A 19,724-nucleotide genomic window follows, 5' to 3' on the forward strand; every position below is an offset into this window, starting at 1 on the left:
ATGAATTTTTATATAATCAATTCAAGTTCATATGATAAGTACGATGATGAAGAGGAGTACATCGATCTTTAATCTATAGAGAAGAAATCCATAGGCTGAGAGATTTCTGATTAGGATCTTTAGAAGCAGCTTCAGAGTATTAGTCTTGAAATCAAGTAGAGATTAACAGATGGCAACTGTTATCATGCCAGGTATTATAAAGAGACCAATTTTTTTGGTAAGTAGGGTGGTACCGCGAGAAAACTCTCGTCCCTATATAGGGATAGGAGTTTATTTTTTTTGCATAAATAAATATTGGAGGTAGATACAGTGAAAAAGATGGGATTAAATGAAATAAGAAAAAGTTTTTTAGATTTCTTTGAAAGTAAAGATCATTATGTGAGAAAAAGCTATTCATTGGTTCCTGAGAATGATAAAAGTTTATTATTAATTAATGCAGGAATGGCACCTTTGAAAAACTATTTTATGGGTATAGATACACCCCCTAAAAAAAGAATGTCTACTTGTCAAAAATGTATTCGTACAGGAGATATTGAAAATGTAGGAATTACTGCAAGACATGCTACTTTTTTTGAAATGCTTGGAAATTTTTCTTTTGGAGATTATTTTAAAAATGAATCTATTCATTGGGGTTGGGAGTTTGTAACAAAATATTTAAATCTTCCAGTAGAAAAATTATGGGTAACTGTATATGAAGAAGATGAGGAAGCTTATAAAATTTGGAACGAAAAAATAGGACTTTCAAAGGAAAGAATAGTTAAACTTGGAAAAGATGATAATTTTTGGGAAATTGGAACGGGTCCATGTGGTCCATGTTCTGAGATTTATTATGATAGAGGAGAAAAATATGGATGTGGACATGTAGACTGTAAGCCAGGTTGCGAATGTGATCGATATGTGGAATTTTGGAATCATGTATTCACACAATTTGATAAAGATGAAAAAGGAAATTATAATCCTCTACCACATCCTAATATTGATACAGGAATGGGGCTTGAAAGAGTTGCATGTATTATGCAAGAAGTAGACAATATATTTGAAATCGATACAATTAAGCATATATTAGATGAAGTAGTAAAAATTTCACAGCAAGATTATAAAGGTGGAGATTGCAAAGAAGATGTATCTATAAGAATTATTACAGACCATATCCGTTCTGTTACATTCATGGTAAGTGATGGTATTTTACCAAGCAATGAAGGAAGAGGTTATGTTTTAAGAAGACTTTTAAGAAGAGCAGCAAGACATGGAAAATTATTAGGAATGAAAGAAAGCTTTTTAACAAACATTGTAGATTCTGTCATAGAAGTATCAGGCGAGGCTTATGAAGAGCTTATAGAAAAGAAAGAATATATTAAAAAAATTATTTCTATTGAAGAAGAAAGATTCCAAGAAACAATTGATCAAGGAAGTGAAATATTAAAAGGATATATTGAATTATTGAAAAAAGAAAATAAAAAAGTATTATCAGGAGAAAATGCTTTTAGATTATATGATACGTATGGATTTCCATTAGAGCTTACAAAAGAAATTCTTCAAGAAGAAAATATAGATGTAGACGAAGAAGCTTTTAAAGAAGAGATGGAAAAACAAAGACAAAGGGCAAGAAGTGCTAGACAAAATAACGATGAAGTAGGATGGAAGGAAGATTTATATAGTAAGTTAGATGAAAAAATTAAATCTAACTTTAAGGGATATGAATGTGACAAAACTACTTCAAAAGTATTAGCTATCATCAAAGATGGAGAAATGGTTCAAGAAATTTCAAAAGATAATGAAGCAATTATCATATTAGATGAGACACCTTTTTATCCAGAAGGTGGAGGACAAAAGGGAGATCAAGGAGTCTTATATGGAGAAGGTTTTGTATTTAAAGTATTAGATTGTAAAAGAGTAAATCAAGATAGGATTATTCATATAGGAAAAGTATTAGAGGGCAGTTTATCTACAGAAGGAACTATTTTTGCTGCAATAGATATAGAAAATAGAATCAATACAGGAAGAAATCATACTGCAACTCACATACTTCAAGCAGCTTTAAGAGAAGTATTAGGAGAGCATGTAGAGCAATCTGGATCTTTAGTAACATCAGAAAGATTAAGATTTGATTTTTCCCATTTTCAACCTCTTAATGAAGAAGAAATTGAAAGAGTAGAAGATTTAGTAAATCAAAAAATATTAGAAGGATTAAAAGTTACAGCACAGGAAATGAATATGGAAGAAGCTAAAAAAAGAGGTGCAACAGCTTTATTTGGGGAAAAATATGGAAATGTAGTTCGTGTAGTAACTATGGGAGATTATAGCATAGAACTATGTGGAGGAACTCATTTAAATAACACAAGTCACATAGGTTTATTTAAAATCATAAGTGAAGGCGGAGTTGCTGCAGGGGTAAGAAGAATTGAAGCATTAACAGGGCCTAAAGCTTATGAATATATAAAATCAGAAGAAATGAAGATCAAAGAAATTGTAAAAATTATAAAAAGTAATCCAAAAGATGTGGTAAGTAAGGTAGAAAGCTTAGTAGAAGAGTTAAAGAATGCTTATAAAGAAATGGAAGTTCTAAAAAATAAAATGGCCAGTGGAGCAGTTGAAGAAATTTTAGAAAATATGATTGAAATAGATGGAATAAAAGTGATAAGATATAAATTATTAGGATTAGATGCAGAAGAATTAAGAAATTTGGGAGATCAATTAAAAGATAAGATCAAATCAGGTGTGATTGTATTAGCGAGTATAAAGGATAATAAATTAAACTTTATTTCCATGGTGACAGAAGACATGGTAAAACAAGGTATTCATGCAGGAAATATTATTAAACAAGTTGCAAAAGTTACAGGTGGAGGCGGTGGTGGAAGACCAACCATGGCACAAGCAGGAGGAAAAGATTTATCTAAAATAGATGAAGCTTTAGAAATAGTAGAAAATTTAGTAAAAGAACAGAAAAAATAATCAAAAATGTGGACGGAGGTGATCAATGCTTTCGTCCATTCCATTCTATTTTTGTAATTTTTAAAAGGATTATGTATAATTAGACAGAATATATACAATATAAGAGAGAAAGGAGTGTATAAAATGTATGATCCATCCAACTATACTATGAAATTTAATGTAGAAAAGGAAAATATAAATGAAGCAGAAGAGATTTTAAAAAGTGTGTATCAATCATTAAAAGAGAAAGGATATAATCCTATTAATCAATTGGTTGGTTATATTCTTTCAGGAGATCCTACTTATATTACAAGCTATAATAATGCAAGAAGTTTAATTAGAAAACTAGAAAGAGATGAACTATTAGAAGAACTATTAAAAAATTATTTAGAAAAACAATAGGAGAGAGAAAAATTGAAAAAGAAAATCTACATGGCTATTCTTTTAATATTGATTTTACTTACTTCATTTTCCTATGGAAATGAAAAGGAAAAAGTAGTATTGGTTCTTATGAATGAAGTGAACTATGAGGATTTATATCAGATGAGTGCTGTAAAAAACTTAATAGATCATGGTAGTATTGGACTTTTAAACAATAGAACTTCTGGTAGAGCAAATGGATATAAAGCATATGCTACTTTAGGAGCAGGAACAGGGGCAGAAGCCTCAGCTACTACAATAGGATGTTTTGAAGTAAATGACCAAATAAAGAAGATATACAAAAGAAGAACAGGAATGAATTTGCCCAATAGTGGAATTGTCAATGTGGATATGCCTGCATTGACTCGATCAAATTTAGAAGGAGATTATGGAGCTATTGTAGGAAGTTTAGGACAAGCACTGCATGATAAAGGTATGAAAACTGCTGCCATAGGAAATGGAGACATAGAGGAAGAATTTTGTCGCTTAGCTCCAATTGTGGCTATGGATGATAGAGGATATGTAGACTATGGAAGTGTTGGACAAGAGATTTTAATGAAAGATGAATCCTATCCTTTTGGGCTTAAAAGTAATTTTTCTAAAATGATAGATGTATTTGAGAAATCATATGATGAGTCAGATTTAGTTGTAATAGATATAGGTGATATGAATAGATTAGAAAGATACAAGCCTAATCTATCTGATGAAATGTATATTGTGGAGAAACAAAAGATATTAAAAGATGCAAATGATTATATGCATAAATTAGTAGAAAAAATAGATTTTAATCATACAAGACTTATTCTTGTAACTCCTTATCCATCTTCAGATAATATTAAAAATGGAGATAAGCTAACACCTGTAATTTTTTATGGAGATGGAGTTGTAAAAGGAATAGTAACTTCTTCTACAACTAGAAGAGATGGAATTATAGGAAATGTAGATATTGCTCCATCTATTTTAAGCTACTTACATGCAGATACAAATCAAATGAGTGGAAGAGATATAGCATTTATAGAAAAAAATGATTCTTTTGATTTTTTAATGGATTTTAAAGACAAAATTGTGAGTACATCTGTAAATCGAGCTCCTGTATTATCTACTTTTGCTATATTTGAAATCATTGTATCTATTGTTGCTTTATTGTTTATTTTATTTGAGAAAAAAATAAACAAAAACATTATATTGCATTTTAAAAATGTATTACTAAGTACTATGGTCATTCCTTTTGTTTTATTGATTTTACCTTTATTTCACATTCAAAATATTTTTGTTATTTATCTTTTAATCATAGGACTGACTATTCTTATTATTTATATGACGAAAAAGCTTAGTAAAAGCATATTAGATGGCTTATTCATATTGTCTTTTATTACTACAGTAGGCTTGCTTTTAGATATTTTAACGAATGCTACTTTAATAAAGGACTCTCTTTTAGGATATGACCCTATTATTGGAGCTAGATATTATGGAGTAGGAAATGAATATATGGGTGTTTTGATAGGTTCTACTTTGGTACTTGCAACTATTATTTTAGATAGATTCAAACTAAGTAAAAAATGGTCTATGGGTATATTTTTTGTGACTATGTTAATCATTGGATATCCAAAATTAGGAGCAAACGTAGGTGGAACTATTGCAGCAGTAGTAGCGTTTATCTTTACTTTGTTAAGATTATTTAAAGTAAAAATAAAGTTCAAACAATTTGTAGTAATTGGAATAGCTGTTGTACTAGTAGTTTCATTTATGGCATTTATTGATATAAAGTTTTCTAAAAGTCAATCTCATTTAGCTAGAGCCATTGAACAAATTATGTCAAGTGGGCCTGGTGCTATTTTACTGATTATAAAAAGAAAATTGGAGATGAATGCAAAGCTTATTGGAGTTACGATTTGGAGTAAGGTTTTATTATCTGCTATTGTTATATTGGGGACCTTATTTTACAGACCAGTAGGAACAATTCGTAAGCTAAGTAATAAATATCCAAATCTTTCTATTGGATGGTCAGGAATTGTAATGGCATCTATTGTAGCTTTTTTTGTAAATGATTCAGGAGTTGTGGCAGCTGCTACAGGAATTATTTTTTTAGTAATGAGTATGTTGTATCTTACTTTGTTTAGTTTAAATCAAGATAGTTAGGAGTCTTTTTTATGGAGTATCAAGCATTAGGAAACACAGGAATAAAAGTATCTAGACTGTGTTTTGGAGGATTGACAGTAGGTCCATTGCAAGCAAATTTATCCCCTGATGAGGGAGGAGAAATTATTGCAGAAGCTTTTTTAAGAGGAGTAAATTTTATAGATACTGCTGAACTTTATGAAACTTATGCTCATATTAAAAAAGCATTAGAGATTTATGGAAAAGATGATATTATTATTGCTAGTAAATCTTATGCTTATGATGAAGAAACTGCCAAAAAAAGTCTAGATAAGGCTTTAAAAGGACTAGGAGTCAATAAAATAGGTATATTTTTACTTCATGAGCAAGAAAGTGAACATACTTTAAGAGGACATTATGAAGCTTTAAAGTATTATTTAAAAATGAAAGAGTTGGGTATAATAAAAGCTGTAGGAATTTCTACTCACACTATAAGAGCAGTAAAAGCAGCAGCAAGTATGAAAGAAATTGATGTGATTCATCCTATTATTAATAAAACAGGTATTGGAATTCAAGATGGTACAAGGGATCAAATGCTTGAGGCTATTCATATGGCTTATGAAAATGGAAAAGGTATTTATGGGATGAAACCTATTGGAGGAGGAAATTTAATCTCCTCTGTAGATGAATCCTTAGAATATGCTTTATCTATTAAAGAATTGCATTCTATAGCAGTAGGAATGCAAACAAAAGAAGAAGTCATTGCAAATGTTATGAAATTTAGTGGAGAGGAAGTACCTTCTCATATTAAAAATAAAATATCTAAAAAGCCAAGAAAATTACATATAGATTTCTGGTGTGAAAAATGTGGGAGCTGTGTAGCACATTGTAAGCATAAGGCATTAAAAATTGAGAATAATCAAGTAGTTGTAGATCCAGCAAAATGTGTCTTGTGTGGATATTGTAGTAGTTATTGCCCACAGTTTTGTATTAAAATTGTATAGAGATGAGGATCAATGATGAGAACAATGGGATTAGATGTAGGAGACAAAACCATAGGTGTTGCTGTTAGTGATATAATGGGGATGATTGCTCAAGGAGTAGAGACGATTCGAAGAGTTGGAAAAAAAGCAGATTACAAAAGATTAGAAGAGATCATGAAAGAAAAGGATGTTACAAAAATTGTAGTGGGGCTTCCTAAAAATATGAATGGCACTATAGGTCCTCAAGGAGAAAAAGTATTATCTTTTGTAGAAGGACTAAAAAATAGATTTAAAGTAGAAATTATTTTATGGGATGAAAGACTTACAACTGTAGCAGCAGAAAGAACTTTGATTGAGGGAGATGTAAGACGAGAAAATAGAAAAAAAGTGATAGATATGGTAGCTGCTACATATATTTTACAAGGTTATTTAGATGCACAAAAATTTTAAAGAGGTGATGAAATGGAAAACAATAAAATTACTTTAATAGATGAAAATGAAAAAGAAATAGATTTTGAGATTATTGCGACTCTAAACATTGAAGAGACAGAATATGCAATACTACAACCCTTAGATGATGAAGAGGGAGTAGTGATTTTTAAAATTATAGATGTAGATGGAGAAGAGGTACTAGAAAACATTCAAGATGATGAAGAATTAAGTCAAGTATTAAGTGCATATGAAGAATTAATGATGGAGGAAGAATAAAAGCTGCAACCTTAGGTTGCAGCTTTTATTTTTATAAATTCAAGAGATAAGTAATGGGCATTTGACAATAACTAAAAACAATAGTAGAATTAAAATGGCAAATGCCAATATTAATATAGGAGTTGATTTTATGAAGGACGATTTAATGCCTTTTAAAAAGATTCTAGAAAAAAATGATTATGAATTTACACCTCAAAAACAAATTATATTAATAACTATTTTAAAAAATAAAACACATTTAAATGCAAAAGAGATATATGAAAAAGTAAAAATAAAAGAAAAAAATATAGGATTGGCCACAGTATATAGAGCTTTAAAGGTATTTGTGGAGTTAGGAATAGTAAAAGAAATAAACATGAATGGAATCAGTTATTATGAAATGAAAATTTTTAGTGGCAAGCCCTTGCATATTCATTTTCAATGTCATCGATGTAATACAATAATGGATATAGATAGTCAAAAGATCAATTCTGATTATTTAAAATTAAATAGAATAATTGAAAAAGAAAATAATCTAGAAATATACGATTCAAATATTATGTTTATAGGAATATGTAGCAAATGTAGAGAAAAATTAAAACTACAAGATTTATAAAGTTATTATAAAAAGTTATTGACATATACCCAAAATAGGATATACTAGTGATAAAGGGTAAATACCCAAAACAAAAATGGAGGTGGCTTTATGCCAAGAAGAGATGGTACGGGTCCAATGGGGATGGGATCAAAAACAGGAAGAGGTATGGGTTTTTGTAATGTATCTAAAAGTGCAAATATAATGGGAGGATTAGGACTAGGGTTAGGATGTAGAAAAGGATTTAAAAGAAGTGGCTTGAGTACAATGAATCAAAAAGATTTATTGATGGAGCAAAAAGAAATTCTTAAAAGTAGACTCAATGTAATAGATAATCAATTAAATATGTTACAGGATGATAAGTAAATAAGAGGTGATTTTTACCTCTTATTTCTATTGCCTATAAAATGATTTGAAATATTAATATTTAGTAAAGAAAGGATCTTAAAATAATGAAAGATATACATAAATTTCAATATAAAGATGACTATTTTATTTTAGATGTAAGTTCAGGATCTATTCATGTAGTAGATAAAATTATTTATGATATCATTGATGAAGAGGGGATAGATAGTAGAAATAATATTATAACTAAATACAAAGGAAAATATGATGAAAATATATTAAATGAATGTTATGATGAAATAGAAGAATTGATAGAAAGAGGACAGTTATATTCTGAAGATATATATGAGGATTTTGCCAAAAGCTTTCAAGATGAACCTAATTGTATAAAATCAGTCTGTCTTCATGTTGCTCATGATTGCAATTTAAGATGTAAATATTGCTTTGCAGATGGAGAAGGCTATGATCAACAAAAAACAATAATGAGTTTTGAGGTTGCTAAAAAAAGTGTTGATTTTTTAATTGAAAATTCAGGTAAAAGGAGAAATATAGAAGTAGATTTTTTTGGAGGAGAACCTCTTCTAAATATGGATGTTGTGAAAAAAACAGTTGATTATGCTAGAGGTAAGGAAAAACAATATAATAAAAATTTTAGGTTTACAATTACTACAAATGCTACATTATTAACGGAAGAGATTATGGATTATTTAGAAGAAAATATGGTTAATATTGTTTTAAGTATAGATGGAAGGAAAGAGGTACAAGATAGCATAAGATTAAGTATAGACGGCAGAGGAACTTATGATTCTATTGTTCCTAAAATAAAAAGTATGGTTCAAAGAAGGCATAAATCGAAAAAGCAATATTATATAAGAGGAACATTTACTATACAAAATTTAGATTTTTCTAAGGATATAGAACACTTTGTAGATCTTGGATTTAAAGAAATTTCAATTGAACCTGTAGTATTACCTGATGATCATGTGCTTGCTATTCAAGAAGAACATTTAGATGAAATTTTTAATCAATATGATAAAATTGTAGATAAACTTATCAATCATAATGATGTTACTTTTTATCATTTTAATATTGATATGAATGGAGGAGCATGTATTTATAAAAGATTATCTGGTTGTGGAGCAGGATTTGAGTATGTTGCAATTACTCCAGATGGAGATATATATCCTTGTCATCAATTTGTAGGAAATAAAGATTTTTTGGTGGGAACTATATATGATGGGATCCAAAATAATAAAATATCAAGTAATTTTAGAGAATCTAATATATATAATAAATTAGAGTGTAAAAAATGCTTTGCAAGATTTTATTGTAGTGGAGGTTGTCAAGCTAATAATTATAATTTTAATAGAGATACAAAAATACCTTATGAAATAGGTTGCAAGATGCAAAGGAAAAGAATTGAATGTGCAATAGCATTACAATATTATAGAAAGAATAAAATTGAGGAAGTGAAATAAGTAATGGCAAGACCAAAAAAATGGAGAAGAGTTTGTCAATTACCAGAAGTGAATAAATTTGGTCCTGTAGATCTTAGTAAAAATACAGAGCAGTCAATTATTATGACTGTAGAGGAATATGAAACAATAAGACTTATGGATTTAGAAGGATTGAATCAAGAGCAAAGTGCAGATATAATGGGAGTTGCACGCTCAACCATACAAAGAATATATGAAAGTGCTCGTAAAAAATTAGCAGATAGCTTGGTAAATGGTAAAATATTAAAAATAGAAGGAGGAGATTATAAGCTGTGTAATGATTTTACAGATAAAGAATGTTGCGACAGATGTATAAATTATAGACATAGGTGGGGCAAAAATATGAGATTTAGAGGTTAAATATAATATTTATTAAGTTATTTTAGTCATCCTTTCTAGAGATTATGTAGTTAACAATTTATATAACCCTAGGAAATGGATGACTTTTCTATTTTTTATTATTGACCATATAGTAAATATATAGTAAAATTTAATTGATAAGATGTTTCAATTAATAAAAGTTAAGGATGTGAAGAGTATGGAGCTTATATGCAAAGTGTGTGGAAATCGTATAAAGGATTTGAGAGTAAATAGATGTCCAAGATGTTATACTCTATTAAAAGAGTTACCTAAATGTGAAAATTGCAAGGGTTGTTCTCTAAAAAAAATAAATTGTAATAAAAAGATATAAAATAGCAGTAGAAATATAAAATATCCTTGACTTTTACAGATTTTACAAGTAAACTATTGCATATAAAAGATATTATTAATTGAAAAAGAAGGTGCTAAAGTGAATGATGTTATGGAGAAATTAAAAGATAGATTAAAAGAGAAAGGGTACAAATTAACGCCTCAGAGAAGAGCAACCTTAGATACAATTATTAATAATCAAGGAAAACACCTAAGTACTGAAGAAATTTATGATATGGTAAAAACAGAATGCCCTGAAATTGGCTTGGCTACTGTATATAGGACATTACAACTTTTAGATGAATTGGATATTATTACAAAAATTAATTTTGATGATGGATGTAGTAGATATGAACTAAATAATCATGAGGATAATCATCAGCATCATCATCTCATTTGTGTAAAATGTGGTGAGGTTATTGAAGTAGAAGTGGATTTACTAGAAACACTAGAAGAAGAAATAGAAAAAAATTATGATTTTAAGATTCATGATCATAAAGTAAAATTCTTTGGATATTGTTCTAAGTGCAAATAAATCCTGTATCCCATGTAGGTACAGGATTTATTTCTTTTTATATAAAATATTTAATGAAATTGTGTATATATAAAACATGAAATACATTGTTTAGTTATAAAAAAATGAGTAATACTATATAAAAGGAATAAATATTTTCATTAAAATTGTTACATATTGCTAATGTATACTAAATAAAGTATAATAAATTAGGTGTAATTGTCCGGGTTTTCAGTATAAAATAACAAAGGTCAGGGCGGCTTAAATATTAAAGGAGTGTGACATTGTGGTAAGAAGAACAGCAAAAATTAGAGTAATTCCTATAGGAGGACTCAATGAAATAGGGAAAAATATGATGGCCATCGAATACAAAGATGATATCATGATCATAGATTGTGGTCTAAGTTTTCCTGAGGATGAGATGTTAGGAATTGATATGGTAATACCAGATATTACGTATTTGATGAAAAATAAAGATAAAGTAAGAGGAATTGTTTTAACTCATGGACATGAGGATCATATTGGTGCGTTACCTTATGTATTAAAAAAATTAAATGTTCCAGTGTATGGTACAAAACTTACTTTAGGACTTGTAGAAAACAAATTAAAGGAGCATAAATTGTTTTCAAGTGTACATATGGAGATTGTAAAGCCTGGAGATACAGTGAAATTAGGAGAGTTTAAAGTTGAATTTATTCGTACAAGTCATTCTATTGCAGATTCAGTATGTCTAGCAATCCATACGCATTTAGGAACGATTGTACATACAGGAGATTTTAAAATTGATTTTACACCTATTGATGGAGAACCTATAGATTTTCATAGATTAGCTGAATTAGGAAAAAAAGGAGTACTTTTATTATTTGCAGATAGTACAAATGTTGAAAGACCAGGTTATACTATGTCAGAGAGAACTGTTGGTGCGACTTTTGAAAATATATTTAGAAATGCACATCAAAGAATTATTGTTGCTACTTTTGCATCGAATGTACATAGAGTACAACAAATTATTGATGCAGCATACAAATTCAATAGAAAAATTTCTGTTTCAGGAAGAAGTATGATCAATGTAGTAAATGTAGCAATGGAGTTAGGATATCTAAAAGTACCAGAAGATATGCTTATAGATATCAATGATATTAATAAATATCCAAATGATGAAGTAGTGGTAATTACTACTGGAAGTCAGGGTGAACCTATGTCTGCACTATCTAGAATGGCATCTTCTGAGCATAGGAAATTAGAAATTCAACCAGGAGATATGGTCATTCTTTCTGCAACTCCAATACCAGGAAATGAAAAAACAGTAGCAAGAGTAGTCAATCAATTGTTTCAAAAGGGAGCAAACGTTATTTATGAAGCATTAGCAGATGTACACGTTTCAGGGCATGCATGTCAAGAAGAATTAAAACTTATGCATTCTTTGATTAAACCTAAATATTTTATTCCTGTTCATGGAGAATATAGGCATTTAAAGCAACATGCAAAATTAGCTGAAAGTTTAGGAATGCCAACTAGCAATATATTTACAATTGAGAATGGACAAATTGTTGAATTTTCTAAAGACTATGCAAGAGTTTGTGGAAATGTTCCAGCAGGAAATATTTTAGTGGATGGATTAGGAGTTGGAGATGTAGGAAATATTGTATTAAGAGATCGAAAACATTTATCTGAAGATGGGTTAATGGTAGTAGTAGTTACTATTAGCAAAGAGGATGGATTGGTAGTTTCAGGACCAGATATTATTTCTAGAGGTTTTGTATATGTAAGAGAATCCGAAGCACTAATGGATGAAGCAAGAGCAGTAGTGAGAAATTCTCTGCAACTCTGTCAAGCAAACGGAGTAAGAGAATGGGCAGCTTTAAAATCATCTATAAAGGACAGCTTAAGAGGTTTCTTATATGAAAAAACAAAGAGAAGTCCAATGATTTTACCAATTATTATGGAAGTATAGAGGGTAAATAATATAGTTAAATGAATCAATCATTTAAAAAGCTATAGATAGATTTAATCTATCATAGCTTTTTTCTATGAGAATATGTTGTAAAACCTTGTAGACAATTGTATAATTAAATAATGAATATATGTTCGTGGAGGTATGTGGATGATATCAAAGATCAAAAGAATAATAATTGTGATGTTAATGGTAGGGGTTTTGGGAATAGTTGGAGGAAGGTTTTATTTTTATCAATCTATTAAACCTGTAGATGTGCAAAGTAATCGTGAAACTATGGTAATTATTCCAAAAGGGGCATCTACAGGGAATATTGCTAGTATTTTAAAAGAAAAAAATTTAATTCAAAGTTCTTATACTTTTAGACTTCTTAGTAAATGGTCTGAAGCAGATGGACAAATGAAGGCAGGAACATATTTGTTAAAGGAAAATATGTCAGCAGATGAAATCATAAAAATTTTATCTAATGGAGAAACAGCAAAAACTATTACAAAGATTACTATTCCAGAAGGCTTTGAATTTAAACAAATTGTGGATCGATTAGAAGCAAGAGGATTAATTGATAGAAATAAGTTTATAGAGATGGCAAATTACGGAGATTTTGATTATCCTTTTTTAAAAGAAATACCTAAAGGGGAAAATAGATTAGAAGGTTTTTTATTTCCAGATACTTATGAAATAGGAAAAGAAGAAACCGAAAGAGAAATTATTATTAAAATGTTAGATCGTTTTAATCATGTATTTAAAGATGAATATTATAAAAGAGCAAAAGAGTTAAACATGAATATCAATGAAGTGGTTACGTTAGCATCTATCATAGAAAGAGAAGCAAAGTTAGACGAGGAAAGAACTATTGTATCTAGTGTTTTTCATAATCGACTCAAAAAGAAGATAAGACTTAGGTCTTGTGCTACAGTTCAATATGTATTAGGAGAGAGAAAACCTCATTTAACAAATAAAGATACTTCTATTGATTCTCCATACAATACTTATAAACATGATGGCCTCCCTCCTAAACCAATTGCATCACCTGGAGAAGCTTCTATAAAAGCTGCTTTATATCCTAAAGATACAAATTATTTATATTTTGTAGTTTCTAAAAATGGCGCACATCATTTTAGTCAAACCTATGAAGAACATTTAAATGCTGCTAAGAATGCTAATTAACAAATAGGGAAAACTAATACGTGAAGGCTCTTCACGTATTCCTTTTTGTTTATTTAAAATTAAAGGAGTTGTAAATTTTGAGCAATATAGTAAATGAACTAGTAGAAGAATATATTAGAGAGTTGTTGCCTGAAAAAAATGGTCTATTAAAAGAAATGGAAGAATTTGCGCAAATTCATCATGTACCTATTGTTCATCCAGAAGTAGCACAATTATTAAAGGTGATGACTAAAATAAATAGAACAAAATCTATTTTAGAAGTAGGAACAGCTATAGGTTATTCAGCTATTGTTTTTACAAATGCTATGGAAGATGGTAAATTAATCAGTATAGAAAAAAGAGAAGACATGGTAGATTTAGCTAGAAAAAATATTGAAAAAGCAGGGTTAAATTCAAAAATAGAAGTGATACAAGGAAACGCAGAAGAAATTTTACCTAACCTAGATGGAAAATTTGATCTTATATTTTTAGATGCAGCTAAAGGACAATATATGAAATTTTTATCTTCCACTATTGATCAATTAAAACCTGGTGGGGTATTGATTTCAGATAATGTGTTGTATAAGGGAATGACTGCTTCTAATGAATATGTGATAAGAAGAAAAATAACAATTGTAAAAAGAATGAGAAAATATTTAGACTATATTATGAAGCATCCTCAATTAACCACTTCTATCCTACCTATTGGAGATGGTGTAGCAATTAGTTATAAAGCCGAGGAGGAAATAAAATGAAAAAAATTGAATTATTAGCGCCAGCAGGAGATTTAGAAAGATTAAAGATGGCTATTATTTATGGAGCAGATGCAGTTTACATAGGAGGTCAAGTTTTTGGCCTTAGAGCCAGTGCAAAAAACTTTTCTTTGGAAGATATAAAGCGTGGAGTTGAATTTGCACATGATAGAGGAAAAAAGGTTTATGTTACTTTAAATATTATTCCTCATAATGAAGATTTAAAGGAGCTTGATGAATATTTAAAAGAGCTTTCTAGAATCAACATAGATGCTGTTATTTTATCAGACCCAGGAACACTGATGTATGTAAAAGAATATATGCCTCATATGGAAATTCATTTAAGTACACAAGCTAACAATACAAATTACATGAGTGCTAAATTTTGGTATTCTCAAGGAGTCAAAAGAGTAGTATTAGCTAGAGAGCTAGCTTTTGAAGAAATCAAAGAAATAAGAGAAAATATTCCAGTTGATTTAGAGCTCGAAGCTTTTATTCATGGAGCCATGTGTATTTCTTATTCTGGAAGATGTCTTTTAAGTAATTATATGGCCAATCGTGATGCCAATAGAGGAGAATGTGCTCATCCATGTAGATGGGAGTATTATTTAATGGAGGAAAAAAGACCTGGTGAATATATTCCTGTGTTTGAGGATGAGAGAGGAACTTATTTCTTTAATTCAAAAGATTTATGTATGATTGAATATATTCCTGAATTGATTGAGTCTGGAATATATAGCTTAAAGATAGAAGGTAGAATGAAAAGCGCTTATTATGTTGCAAATATTGTAAATGTATATAGAAAAGCAATAGATACTTATTATGAAAAGAAAGATCAATATGAGTATGATCCAAAGTGGATGGATGAGATTAAAAAAGCAAGTCATAGAGAGTTTACAACAGGATTTTATATGAATAAACCTACACACAAAGAACAATTGTATCAAACAAGCTCTTATGTAAGAGAATATGATTTTTTAGGCTTGGTAAAGGATTATGATCATGAAAGCGGCATAGCTACTATAGAACAAAGAAATAGACTTTTTAAGGGTGATGAAATTGAGGTTATGGGACCCAATATGAGGATATTTACTCAAAAGGTTGAATATATGTGGAATGAAAAAGGAGAAGAAATTTCTGTAGCTCCTCATGCCCAACAAATTATAAAAATAAAAATGAAGGAGCCTATTGAGAAATATTATATTTTAAGAAAGCCTAGAGAAGATCATAAATAAATTCATATAAGTATACACCTTTTTGAACTTGGAGATACTTAAAGTATCTTTAACGATCAAGGAGGTGTTTCTTTTTTGTGGAATCTAGAATAGAACGTAAAAAGAAAAATCAATATATGGAGGAAAGAAGAAAAAGAATTATATTTATAGGAAGTATATCTACTTTTTTACTATTGGCTTTAATAGGAAGACTTTATTATATTCAAATGGTAAAAGGGGATGAATACTATGCAGCTGCTAAAAAGCAATGGACCAAGGAAATTCCTATAGGAATTAGTAGAGGAAAAATATATGATAGAAATCAAAATTTATTAACCAATCGACACAAAAAAGAATATTTGATGGTTTTTCCTAAATATTTTGTAGCATCTAATCCAAATATAGAAATTCTAAAAAAAATAAGTGGAAATAAAGCAAATGTACTTAAAGATAAAAAAATATTAAGATATGAACCTATAAAATTAGAAATTATAAACCATAATAAAGAATTCATAGATCAAGCTGTACATATGAAAGGGGTGTTCCCCATTGAATATACAGATAGATATGAAAAAATAGGCTTAGCAGCTCATGTGATAGGATACATTAATACGATTGATAATAGAGGAGAAAAAGGAATAGAAAAGGTCTATGATGAAATCTTAAAAGAAAATCAAGTGTCTAAAGTTGCTGCTATTGTAGATGCACAGAAAAGACGTATTCCAGGACTTAAGTATGAGATGATCAATGGTTCATCTACACAGAAAAATGTTGTTACTACATTGGATTATAAAATTCAAAAACTAGTAGAAGAAGAATTAGACAAATTAAATAAAAAGGGAAGTGTTGTTGTATTAGATTCAAAGAATGGAGAAGTTTTAGCCATGGCGAGCAGGCCCAATTTTAAACAAGATCAAGTTGCAAAATATTTAAAAAGTACAAAACAAGAGCTTTATAATAGAGCTGTTCAAATTGCTTATCCACCAGGTTCCATCTTTAAGATTATTGTAGCAGCAGCTTTTTTAGAAGAAAATATAAAAGAAGATACTTTTTTTTGTAAAGGATATGAGGAAATTGATGGAGTGCAAATAAAATGTTCTAGTTTTAAGAAAGGTGGACATGGAGAAATTCATTTAGAGGATGCGTTTGCTCAGTCATGCAATACTGCTTTTATACAAATGGGTCAAAGAATAGGTGGCGAAAAAATTATAGATATGGCGAAAAAATTTGGATTAGGAGCAAAAACAGAAGTAGGTTTAGCAGAAGAGATAGAGGGAAAAATTCCTACAAAAGATCATATAAAAGGAGCAGGAATAGGAAATTTATCTATTGGACAAGGTACTTTAGAAGTGACTCCAATTCAAATGGCCAAAATGACTAATATTATTGCAAATGGAGGAGTAGACCAAGGGATTTCATTGATTCAAGGAATTAGTAATGAAAATGGAGACATCATAAAAAAAATAGAAAAAAAACCTATTCAAAGAGTGATTGCTTATGAAACAGCACAAAGAATTCAAAGGATGATGGAAAAAGTAATTGAAGTAGGAACAGCGAAGCGTGTCAAATTATATGAAATAGGTCATGTAGCTGGAAAAACTGGATCATCAGAATCAAGTGATGGAGGAAAAAAGGTAGTTCATGCGTGGTTTACAGGATATTTTCCAAGTCATGATCCTAAATATACCATTACTGTCATGATTGAGGATGGAAAATCAGGCGGAAAAGTAGCAGCTCCTTTGTTTAAGAAAATTTTAGAAGGAATTTTACAAATAAAGTAATTTTATTGAAAAGACATGCACACCTTTTGCTTATTACACATATAATTAAAAATGACATAAAATTAGGAGGTGTGCATCTTTATGTGGATGACAATGGCAACTTTATCATTGATTTTAGCAAAGCCTATTTTTACATTTGTTTCTTATGTATCTAGTAATACATCTTTTCCAAAACCATTAACTCCAGAAGAAGAGGAGCATTATTTAAAATTATATGAGCGAGGGGATGAAACAGCAAAGAATATTTTAGTAGAGAGAAATTTAAGATTGGTTGCCCATATTGTCAAAAAATATCATAATACAGGGAGAGAAGTAGATGATCTTATATCTATTGGAACCATAGGTCTCATTAAAGCCATTACTTCTTTTGATAGAAGTAAAGGAACGAGACTTGCTACTTATGCAGCAAGATGTATTGAAAATGCTATCCTATCGTTATGGAAACATTTTACAATATTTAGATTGATTTATTGGATCCTATGAAGAAGATATGAACATATTCTCCATCCCATTTTATTTTTTCAATTAAGTTTTGAATTAATTTTCTTTTTTTAGAAATAGTAAGAGTATGGATTAAATCAGAAAAATTCATGAATATGTTATTGAGTGTTTTCTTTTTATAGATCTGTGTATTTTTACTTTCTTCTTGTAAATAGATTAACTTTTTTTTCATTTGTTCAATTTCTTCATTTAATTGATTCATTTGTTTCATAATATACTTTATTATATTCTGATTCTGTCCTTCAGATAAAGTATAAACTAGATTTTGAATAGATTTTTCTTTGTTCTTTATATTTTTTTGAATTCTTTTGATTTCTGAGTTTATTTTATTTGGAATAAGTGGAATGGTTACTTTGTTTTTTTTTATCATTTCATATAATATTGAAGCTTCAGAAGGTAGCTTTTGGATAGATTCAATAACCAACTGATCAAGTTCATTTCCATTTAGATTTTTTATATTACAATTTTGTCTTTTACTTTTTTCTTTTTGTTCGCATATATAATAATATGCTTTCTCACCATTTTTTTTCGTTCTACCCATCTTAGGTCTCATAAAGCTGCCACAATGATTACATATTAATATTCCAGAGAGTAGAGCTTGAGTATTTTTAATTTTTCTAAAGGATTTTGATTTATTTTGAGAGATTAATTGTTGAACACGAATCCATATATTACTTGGAATGATTCCTGGATGAGTTCCTATAGAGATAATCCATTCAGATGGACTTTTTAAGGTATTTGTTTTATGTTTTTGCTGAAAGGTTTTATTATAAGCCATAATACCATTTTTTCCATCAAAATCACTTTTCCTAGGATATACTTCAAAACCATGAGAAATAAAATAATCATAAAGAGATTGATCTGCTGTAGCATATACAGGATTGGTTAAAATAGCTTTTAATGAAAAACGTGTAAAATCTATATTATTTTTTGTTTTTATATGATTTTGAATACAATAGGTTTCAAGTTTTGTTAAAGATTTGAGCAATAAAAACTGATTATATAATATTTTAATGATTTTGAGTTCATCAGGTACAGGTGATAATTGAAACATTTTACGTGTTTTACCATCCTTGTCTAGGGTCTGAGAAGATTTTGAAATGAAGCCTGTAGGGGTAACACCTCCAAGCCATCTACCTGTTTTTGCAAGCTCTAGCATATTATCACGAATTCTTTCAGCTATGGTTTCTCTTTCAAGTTGAGCAAAAACAGAAGCCATATACATCATAGCACGTCCCATGGGAGTAGAAGTATCAAATTGTTCACGCAAAGATATAAAGTCTATATTTTGATTTTGTAATATTTGAATCGTATTTGAAAAATCTGAAATATTTCTAGATATTCTATCTAATCTATAACATATTAAAATTTGAAACTTATGTTTAAGAGCATCATGGATCATCTCTTGATATTTTGGTCTATCAATATTTCCACCTGAGAAGCCCTCATCTTCATAGATGATAAAATTTTCAATAGGATCAAAATTTTTTTGAGCATATTCTTTACAAAGATTGATTTGAGTATATATGGATTCACCTTTTCCAGTAAATCTAGATTTTCTTGAATAAATGGCTATATTCATAAAATCCCCCTCTAATTCTTTTTCTATTTCTAAAAA

The 19,724-nt window shown here is 29.3% G+C and carries 18 protein-coding genes and 1 other annotated feature; of the genes, 17 read left to right on the top strand and 1 reads right to left on the bottom strand.

What is annotated here, in order from left to right; translation table 11 throughout:
* Nucleotides 1-34: 34 nt before the first annotated feature.
* Nucleotides 35-257 (top strand) — a binding site (T-box leader).
* A 52-nt stretch (nucleotides 258-309) separates the two neighbouring features.
* The 17 genes from alaS to BN2409_RS13200 all read left to right on the top strand — a co-directional run bounded on the left by alaS (nucleotide 310) and on the right by BN2409_RS13200 (nucleotide 18,088).
* On the top strand, nucleotides 310-2,952 hold the full coding sequence (alaS, locus tag BN2409_RS13120; RefSeq protein ID WP_053957069.1) for an alanine--tRNA ligase: 2,643 nt from the start codon (nucleotides 310-312) through the stop codon (nucleotides 2,950-2,952).
* Between the two features lie 123 nt (nucleotides 2,953-3,075).
* Entirely contained in the window at nucleotides 3,076-3,333 is a 258-nt protein-coding gene (locus BN2409_RS13125) for an IreB family regulatory phosphoprotein (RefSeq protein WP_053957070.1), read from the top strand.
* Between the two features lie 12 nt (nucleotides 3,334-3,345).
* Complete coding sequence (locus BN2409_RS13130) at nucleotides 3,346-5,490, top strand: hypothetical protein (RefSeq protein ID WP_053957071.1); 2,145 nt, start codon at nucleotides 3,346-3,348, stop codon at nucleotides 5,488-5,490.
* An 11-nt stretch (nucleotides 5,491-5,501) separates the two neighbouring features.
* Nucleotides 5,502-6,452, top strand: a complete 951-nt coding sequence (locus BN2409_RS13135) for an aldo/keto reductase (RefSeq protein ID WP_053957072.1) — start codon at nucleotides 5,502-5,504, stop codon at nucleotides 6,450-6,452.
* Nucleotides 6,453-6,464: 12 nt separating this feature from the next.
* Nucleotides 6,465-6,881: a Holliday junction resolvase RuvX gene (gene ruvX / locus BN2409_RS13140; protein ID WP_053957073.1), complete on the top strand. Its 417-nt coding sequence runs from the start codon at nucleotides 6,465-6,467 to the stop codon at nucleotides 6,879-6,881.
* A gap of 12 nt (nucleotides 6,882-6,893) precedes the next feature.
* Nucleotides 6,894-7,139 (top strand): DUF1292 domain-containing protein, encoded by a 246-nt coding sequence (locus BN2409_RS13145; protein ID WP_053957074.1) that lies wholly within the window; start codon nucleotides 6,894-6,896, stop codon nucleotides 7,137-7,139.
* Between the two features lie 94 nt (nucleotides 7,140-7,233).
* A complete protein-coding gene (locus BN2409_RS13150; protein WP_330375458.1) occupies nucleotides 7,234-7,734 on the top strand; it encodes a Fur family transcriptional regulator in 501 nt (166 codons plus the stop codon).
* A gap of 90 nt (nucleotides 7,735-7,824) precedes the next feature.
* Nucleotides 7,825-8,079, top strand: a complete 255-nt coding sequence (locus tag BN2409_RS13155) for a DUF5320 domain-containing protein (RefSeq protein WP_053957076.1) — start codon at nucleotides 7,825-7,827, stop codon at nucleotides 8,077-8,079.
* An 86-nt stretch (nucleotides 8,080-8,165) separates the two neighbouring features.
* A complete protein-coding gene (scfB, locus tag BN2409_RS13160) occupies nucleotides 8,166-9,536 on the top strand; it encodes a thioether cross-link-forming SCIFF peptide maturase (protein WP_053957077.1) in 1,371 nt (456 codons plus the stop codon).
* A 3-nt stretch (nucleotides 9,537-9,539) separates the two neighbouring features.
* On the top strand, nucleotides 9,540-9,914 hold the full coding sequence (locus BN2409_RS13165) for a DUF134 domain-containing protein (protein ID WP_053957078.1): 375 nt from the start codon (nucleotides 9,540-9,542) through the stop codon (nucleotides 9,912-9,914).
* A 442-nt stretch (nucleotides 9,915-10,356) separates the two neighbouring features.
* Nucleotides 10,357-10,779, top strand: a complete 423-nt coding sequence (locus tag BN2409_RS13170; protein WP_053957748.1) for a Fur family transcriptional regulator — start codon at nucleotides 10,357-10,359, stop codon at nucleotides 10,777-10,779.
* A gap of 265 nt (nucleotides 10,780-11,044) precedes the next feature.
* Complete coding sequence (locus BN2409_RS13175) at nucleotides 11,045-12,712, top strand: ribonuclease J (RefSeq protein ID WP_053957079.1); 1,668 nt, start codon at nucleotides 11,045-11,047, stop codon at nucleotides 12,710-12,712.
* Nucleotides 12,713-12,862: 150 nt separating this feature from the next.
* Nucleotides 12,863-13,879 carry an endolytic transglycosylase MltG gene (mltG, locus tag BN2409_RS13180; protein WP_053957080.1) on the top strand — a complete coding sequence of 339 codons (1,017 nt, stop codon included), beginning with the start codon at nucleotides 12,863-12,865 and terminating at the stop codon, nucleotides 13,877-13,879.
* Between the two features lie 77 nt (nucleotides 13,880-13,956).
* A complete protein-coding gene (locus BN2409_RS13185; protein ID WP_053957081.1) occupies nucleotides 13,957-14,613 on the top strand; it encodes an O-methyltransferase in 657 nt (218 codons plus the stop codon).
* Entirely contained in the window at nucleotides 14,610-15,845 is a 1,236-nt protein-coding gene (locus BN2409_RS13190; protein ID WP_053957082.1) for a peptidase U32 family protein, read from the top strand. The genes BN2409_RS13185 and BN2409_RS13190 overlap by 4 nt, the downstream gene beginning before the upstream one ends.
* A 77-nt stretch (nucleotides 15,846-15,922) precedes the next feature.
* On the top strand, nucleotides 15,923-17,605 hold the full coding sequence (locus BN2409_RS13195; RefSeq protein WP_053957083.1) for a peptidoglycan D,D-transpeptidase FtsI family protein: 1,683 nt from the start codon (nucleotides 15,923-15,925) through the stop codon (nucleotides 17,603-17,605).
* An 81-nt stretch (nucleotides 17,606-17,686) separates the two neighbouring features.
* Nucleotides 17,687-18,088, top strand: coding sequence for a sigma-70 family RNA polymerase sigma factor (locus BN2409_RS13200; RefSeq protein ID WP_053957084.1), 402 nt, complete (start codon nucleotides 17,687-17,689; stop codon nucleotides 18,086-18,088).
* Here BN2409_RS13200 and BN2409_RS13205 read toward each other — a convergent pair.
* Nucleotides 18,063-19,688, bottom strand: coding sequence for a recombinase family protein (locus BN2409_RS13205; RefSeq protein WP_053957085.1), 1,626 nt, complete (start codon nucleotides 19,686-19,688; stop codon nucleotides 18,063-18,065). The two genes, BN2409_RS13200 and BN2409_RS13205, sit on opposite strands and share 26 nt — an antisense overlap.
* Nucleotides 19,689-19,724: the final 36 nt, after the last annotated feature.

Origin of the sequence: Inediibacterium massiliense, assembly GCF_001282725.1 — a bacterium.
Classification (GTDB): Bacteria; Bacillota; Clostridia; order Peptostreptococcales; family Thermotaleaceae; genus Anaerophilus; species Anaerophilus massiliensis.

What these genes read in the sequence shown, in the direction of transcription:
- BN2409_RS13190 (WP_053957082.1), top strand. Translation starts at nt 14,610, where the DNA reads ATGAAAAAAATTGAATTATTAGCGCCAGCAGGAGATTTAGAAAGATTA.
- ruvX (WP_053957073.1), top strand. Translation starts at nt 6,465, where the DNA reads ATGATGAGAACAATGGGATTAGATGTAGGAGACAAAACCATAGGTGTT.
- BN2409_RS13150 (WP_330375458.1), top strand. Translation starts at nt 7,234, where the DNA reads ATGGCAAATGCCAATATTAATATAGGAGTTGATTTTATGAAGGACGAT.
- BN2409_RS13135 (WP_053957072.1), top strand. Translation starts at nt 5,502, where the DNA reads ATGGAGTATCAAGCATTAGGAAACACAGGAATAAAAGTATCTAGACTG.
- BN2409_RS13205 (WP_053957085.1), bottom strand. Translation starts at nt 19,688, where the DNA reads ATGAATATAGCCATTTATTCAAGAAAATCTAGATTTACTGGAAAAGGT.
- BN2409_RS13200 (WP_053957084.1), top strand. Translation starts at nt 17,687, where the DNA reads ATGTGGATGACAATGGCAACTTTATCATTGATTTTAGCAAAGCCTATT.
- BN2409_RS13170 (WP_053957748.1), top strand. Translation starts at nt 10,357, where the DNA reads ATGGAGAAATTAAAAGATAGATTAAAAGAGAAAGGGTACAAATTAACG.
- scfB (WP_053957077.1), top strand. Translation starts at nt 8,166, where the DNA reads ATGAAAGATATACATAAATTTCAATATAAAGATGACTATTTTATTTTA.
- BN2409_RS13165 (WP_053957078.1), top strand. Translation starts at nt 9,540, where the DNA reads ATGGCAAGACCAAAAAAATGGAGAAGAGTTTGTCAATTACCAGAAGTG.
- BN2409_RS13125 (WP_053957070.1), top strand. Translation starts at nt 3,076, where the DNA reads ATGTATGATCCATCCAACTATACTATGAAATTTAATGTAGAAAAGGAA.
- BN2409_RS13145 (WP_053957074.1), top strand. Translation starts at nt 6,894, where the DNA reads ATGGAAAACAATAAAATTACTTTAATAGATGAAAATGAAAAAGAAATA.
- BN2409_RS13155 (WP_053957076.1), top strand. Translation starts at nt 7,825, where the DNA reads ATGCCAAGAAGAGATGGTACGGGTCCAATGGGGATGGGATCAAAAACA.
- mltG (WP_053957080.1), top strand. Translation starts at nt 12,863, where the DNA reads ATGATATCAAAGATCAAAAGAATAATAATTGTGATGTTAATGGTAGGG.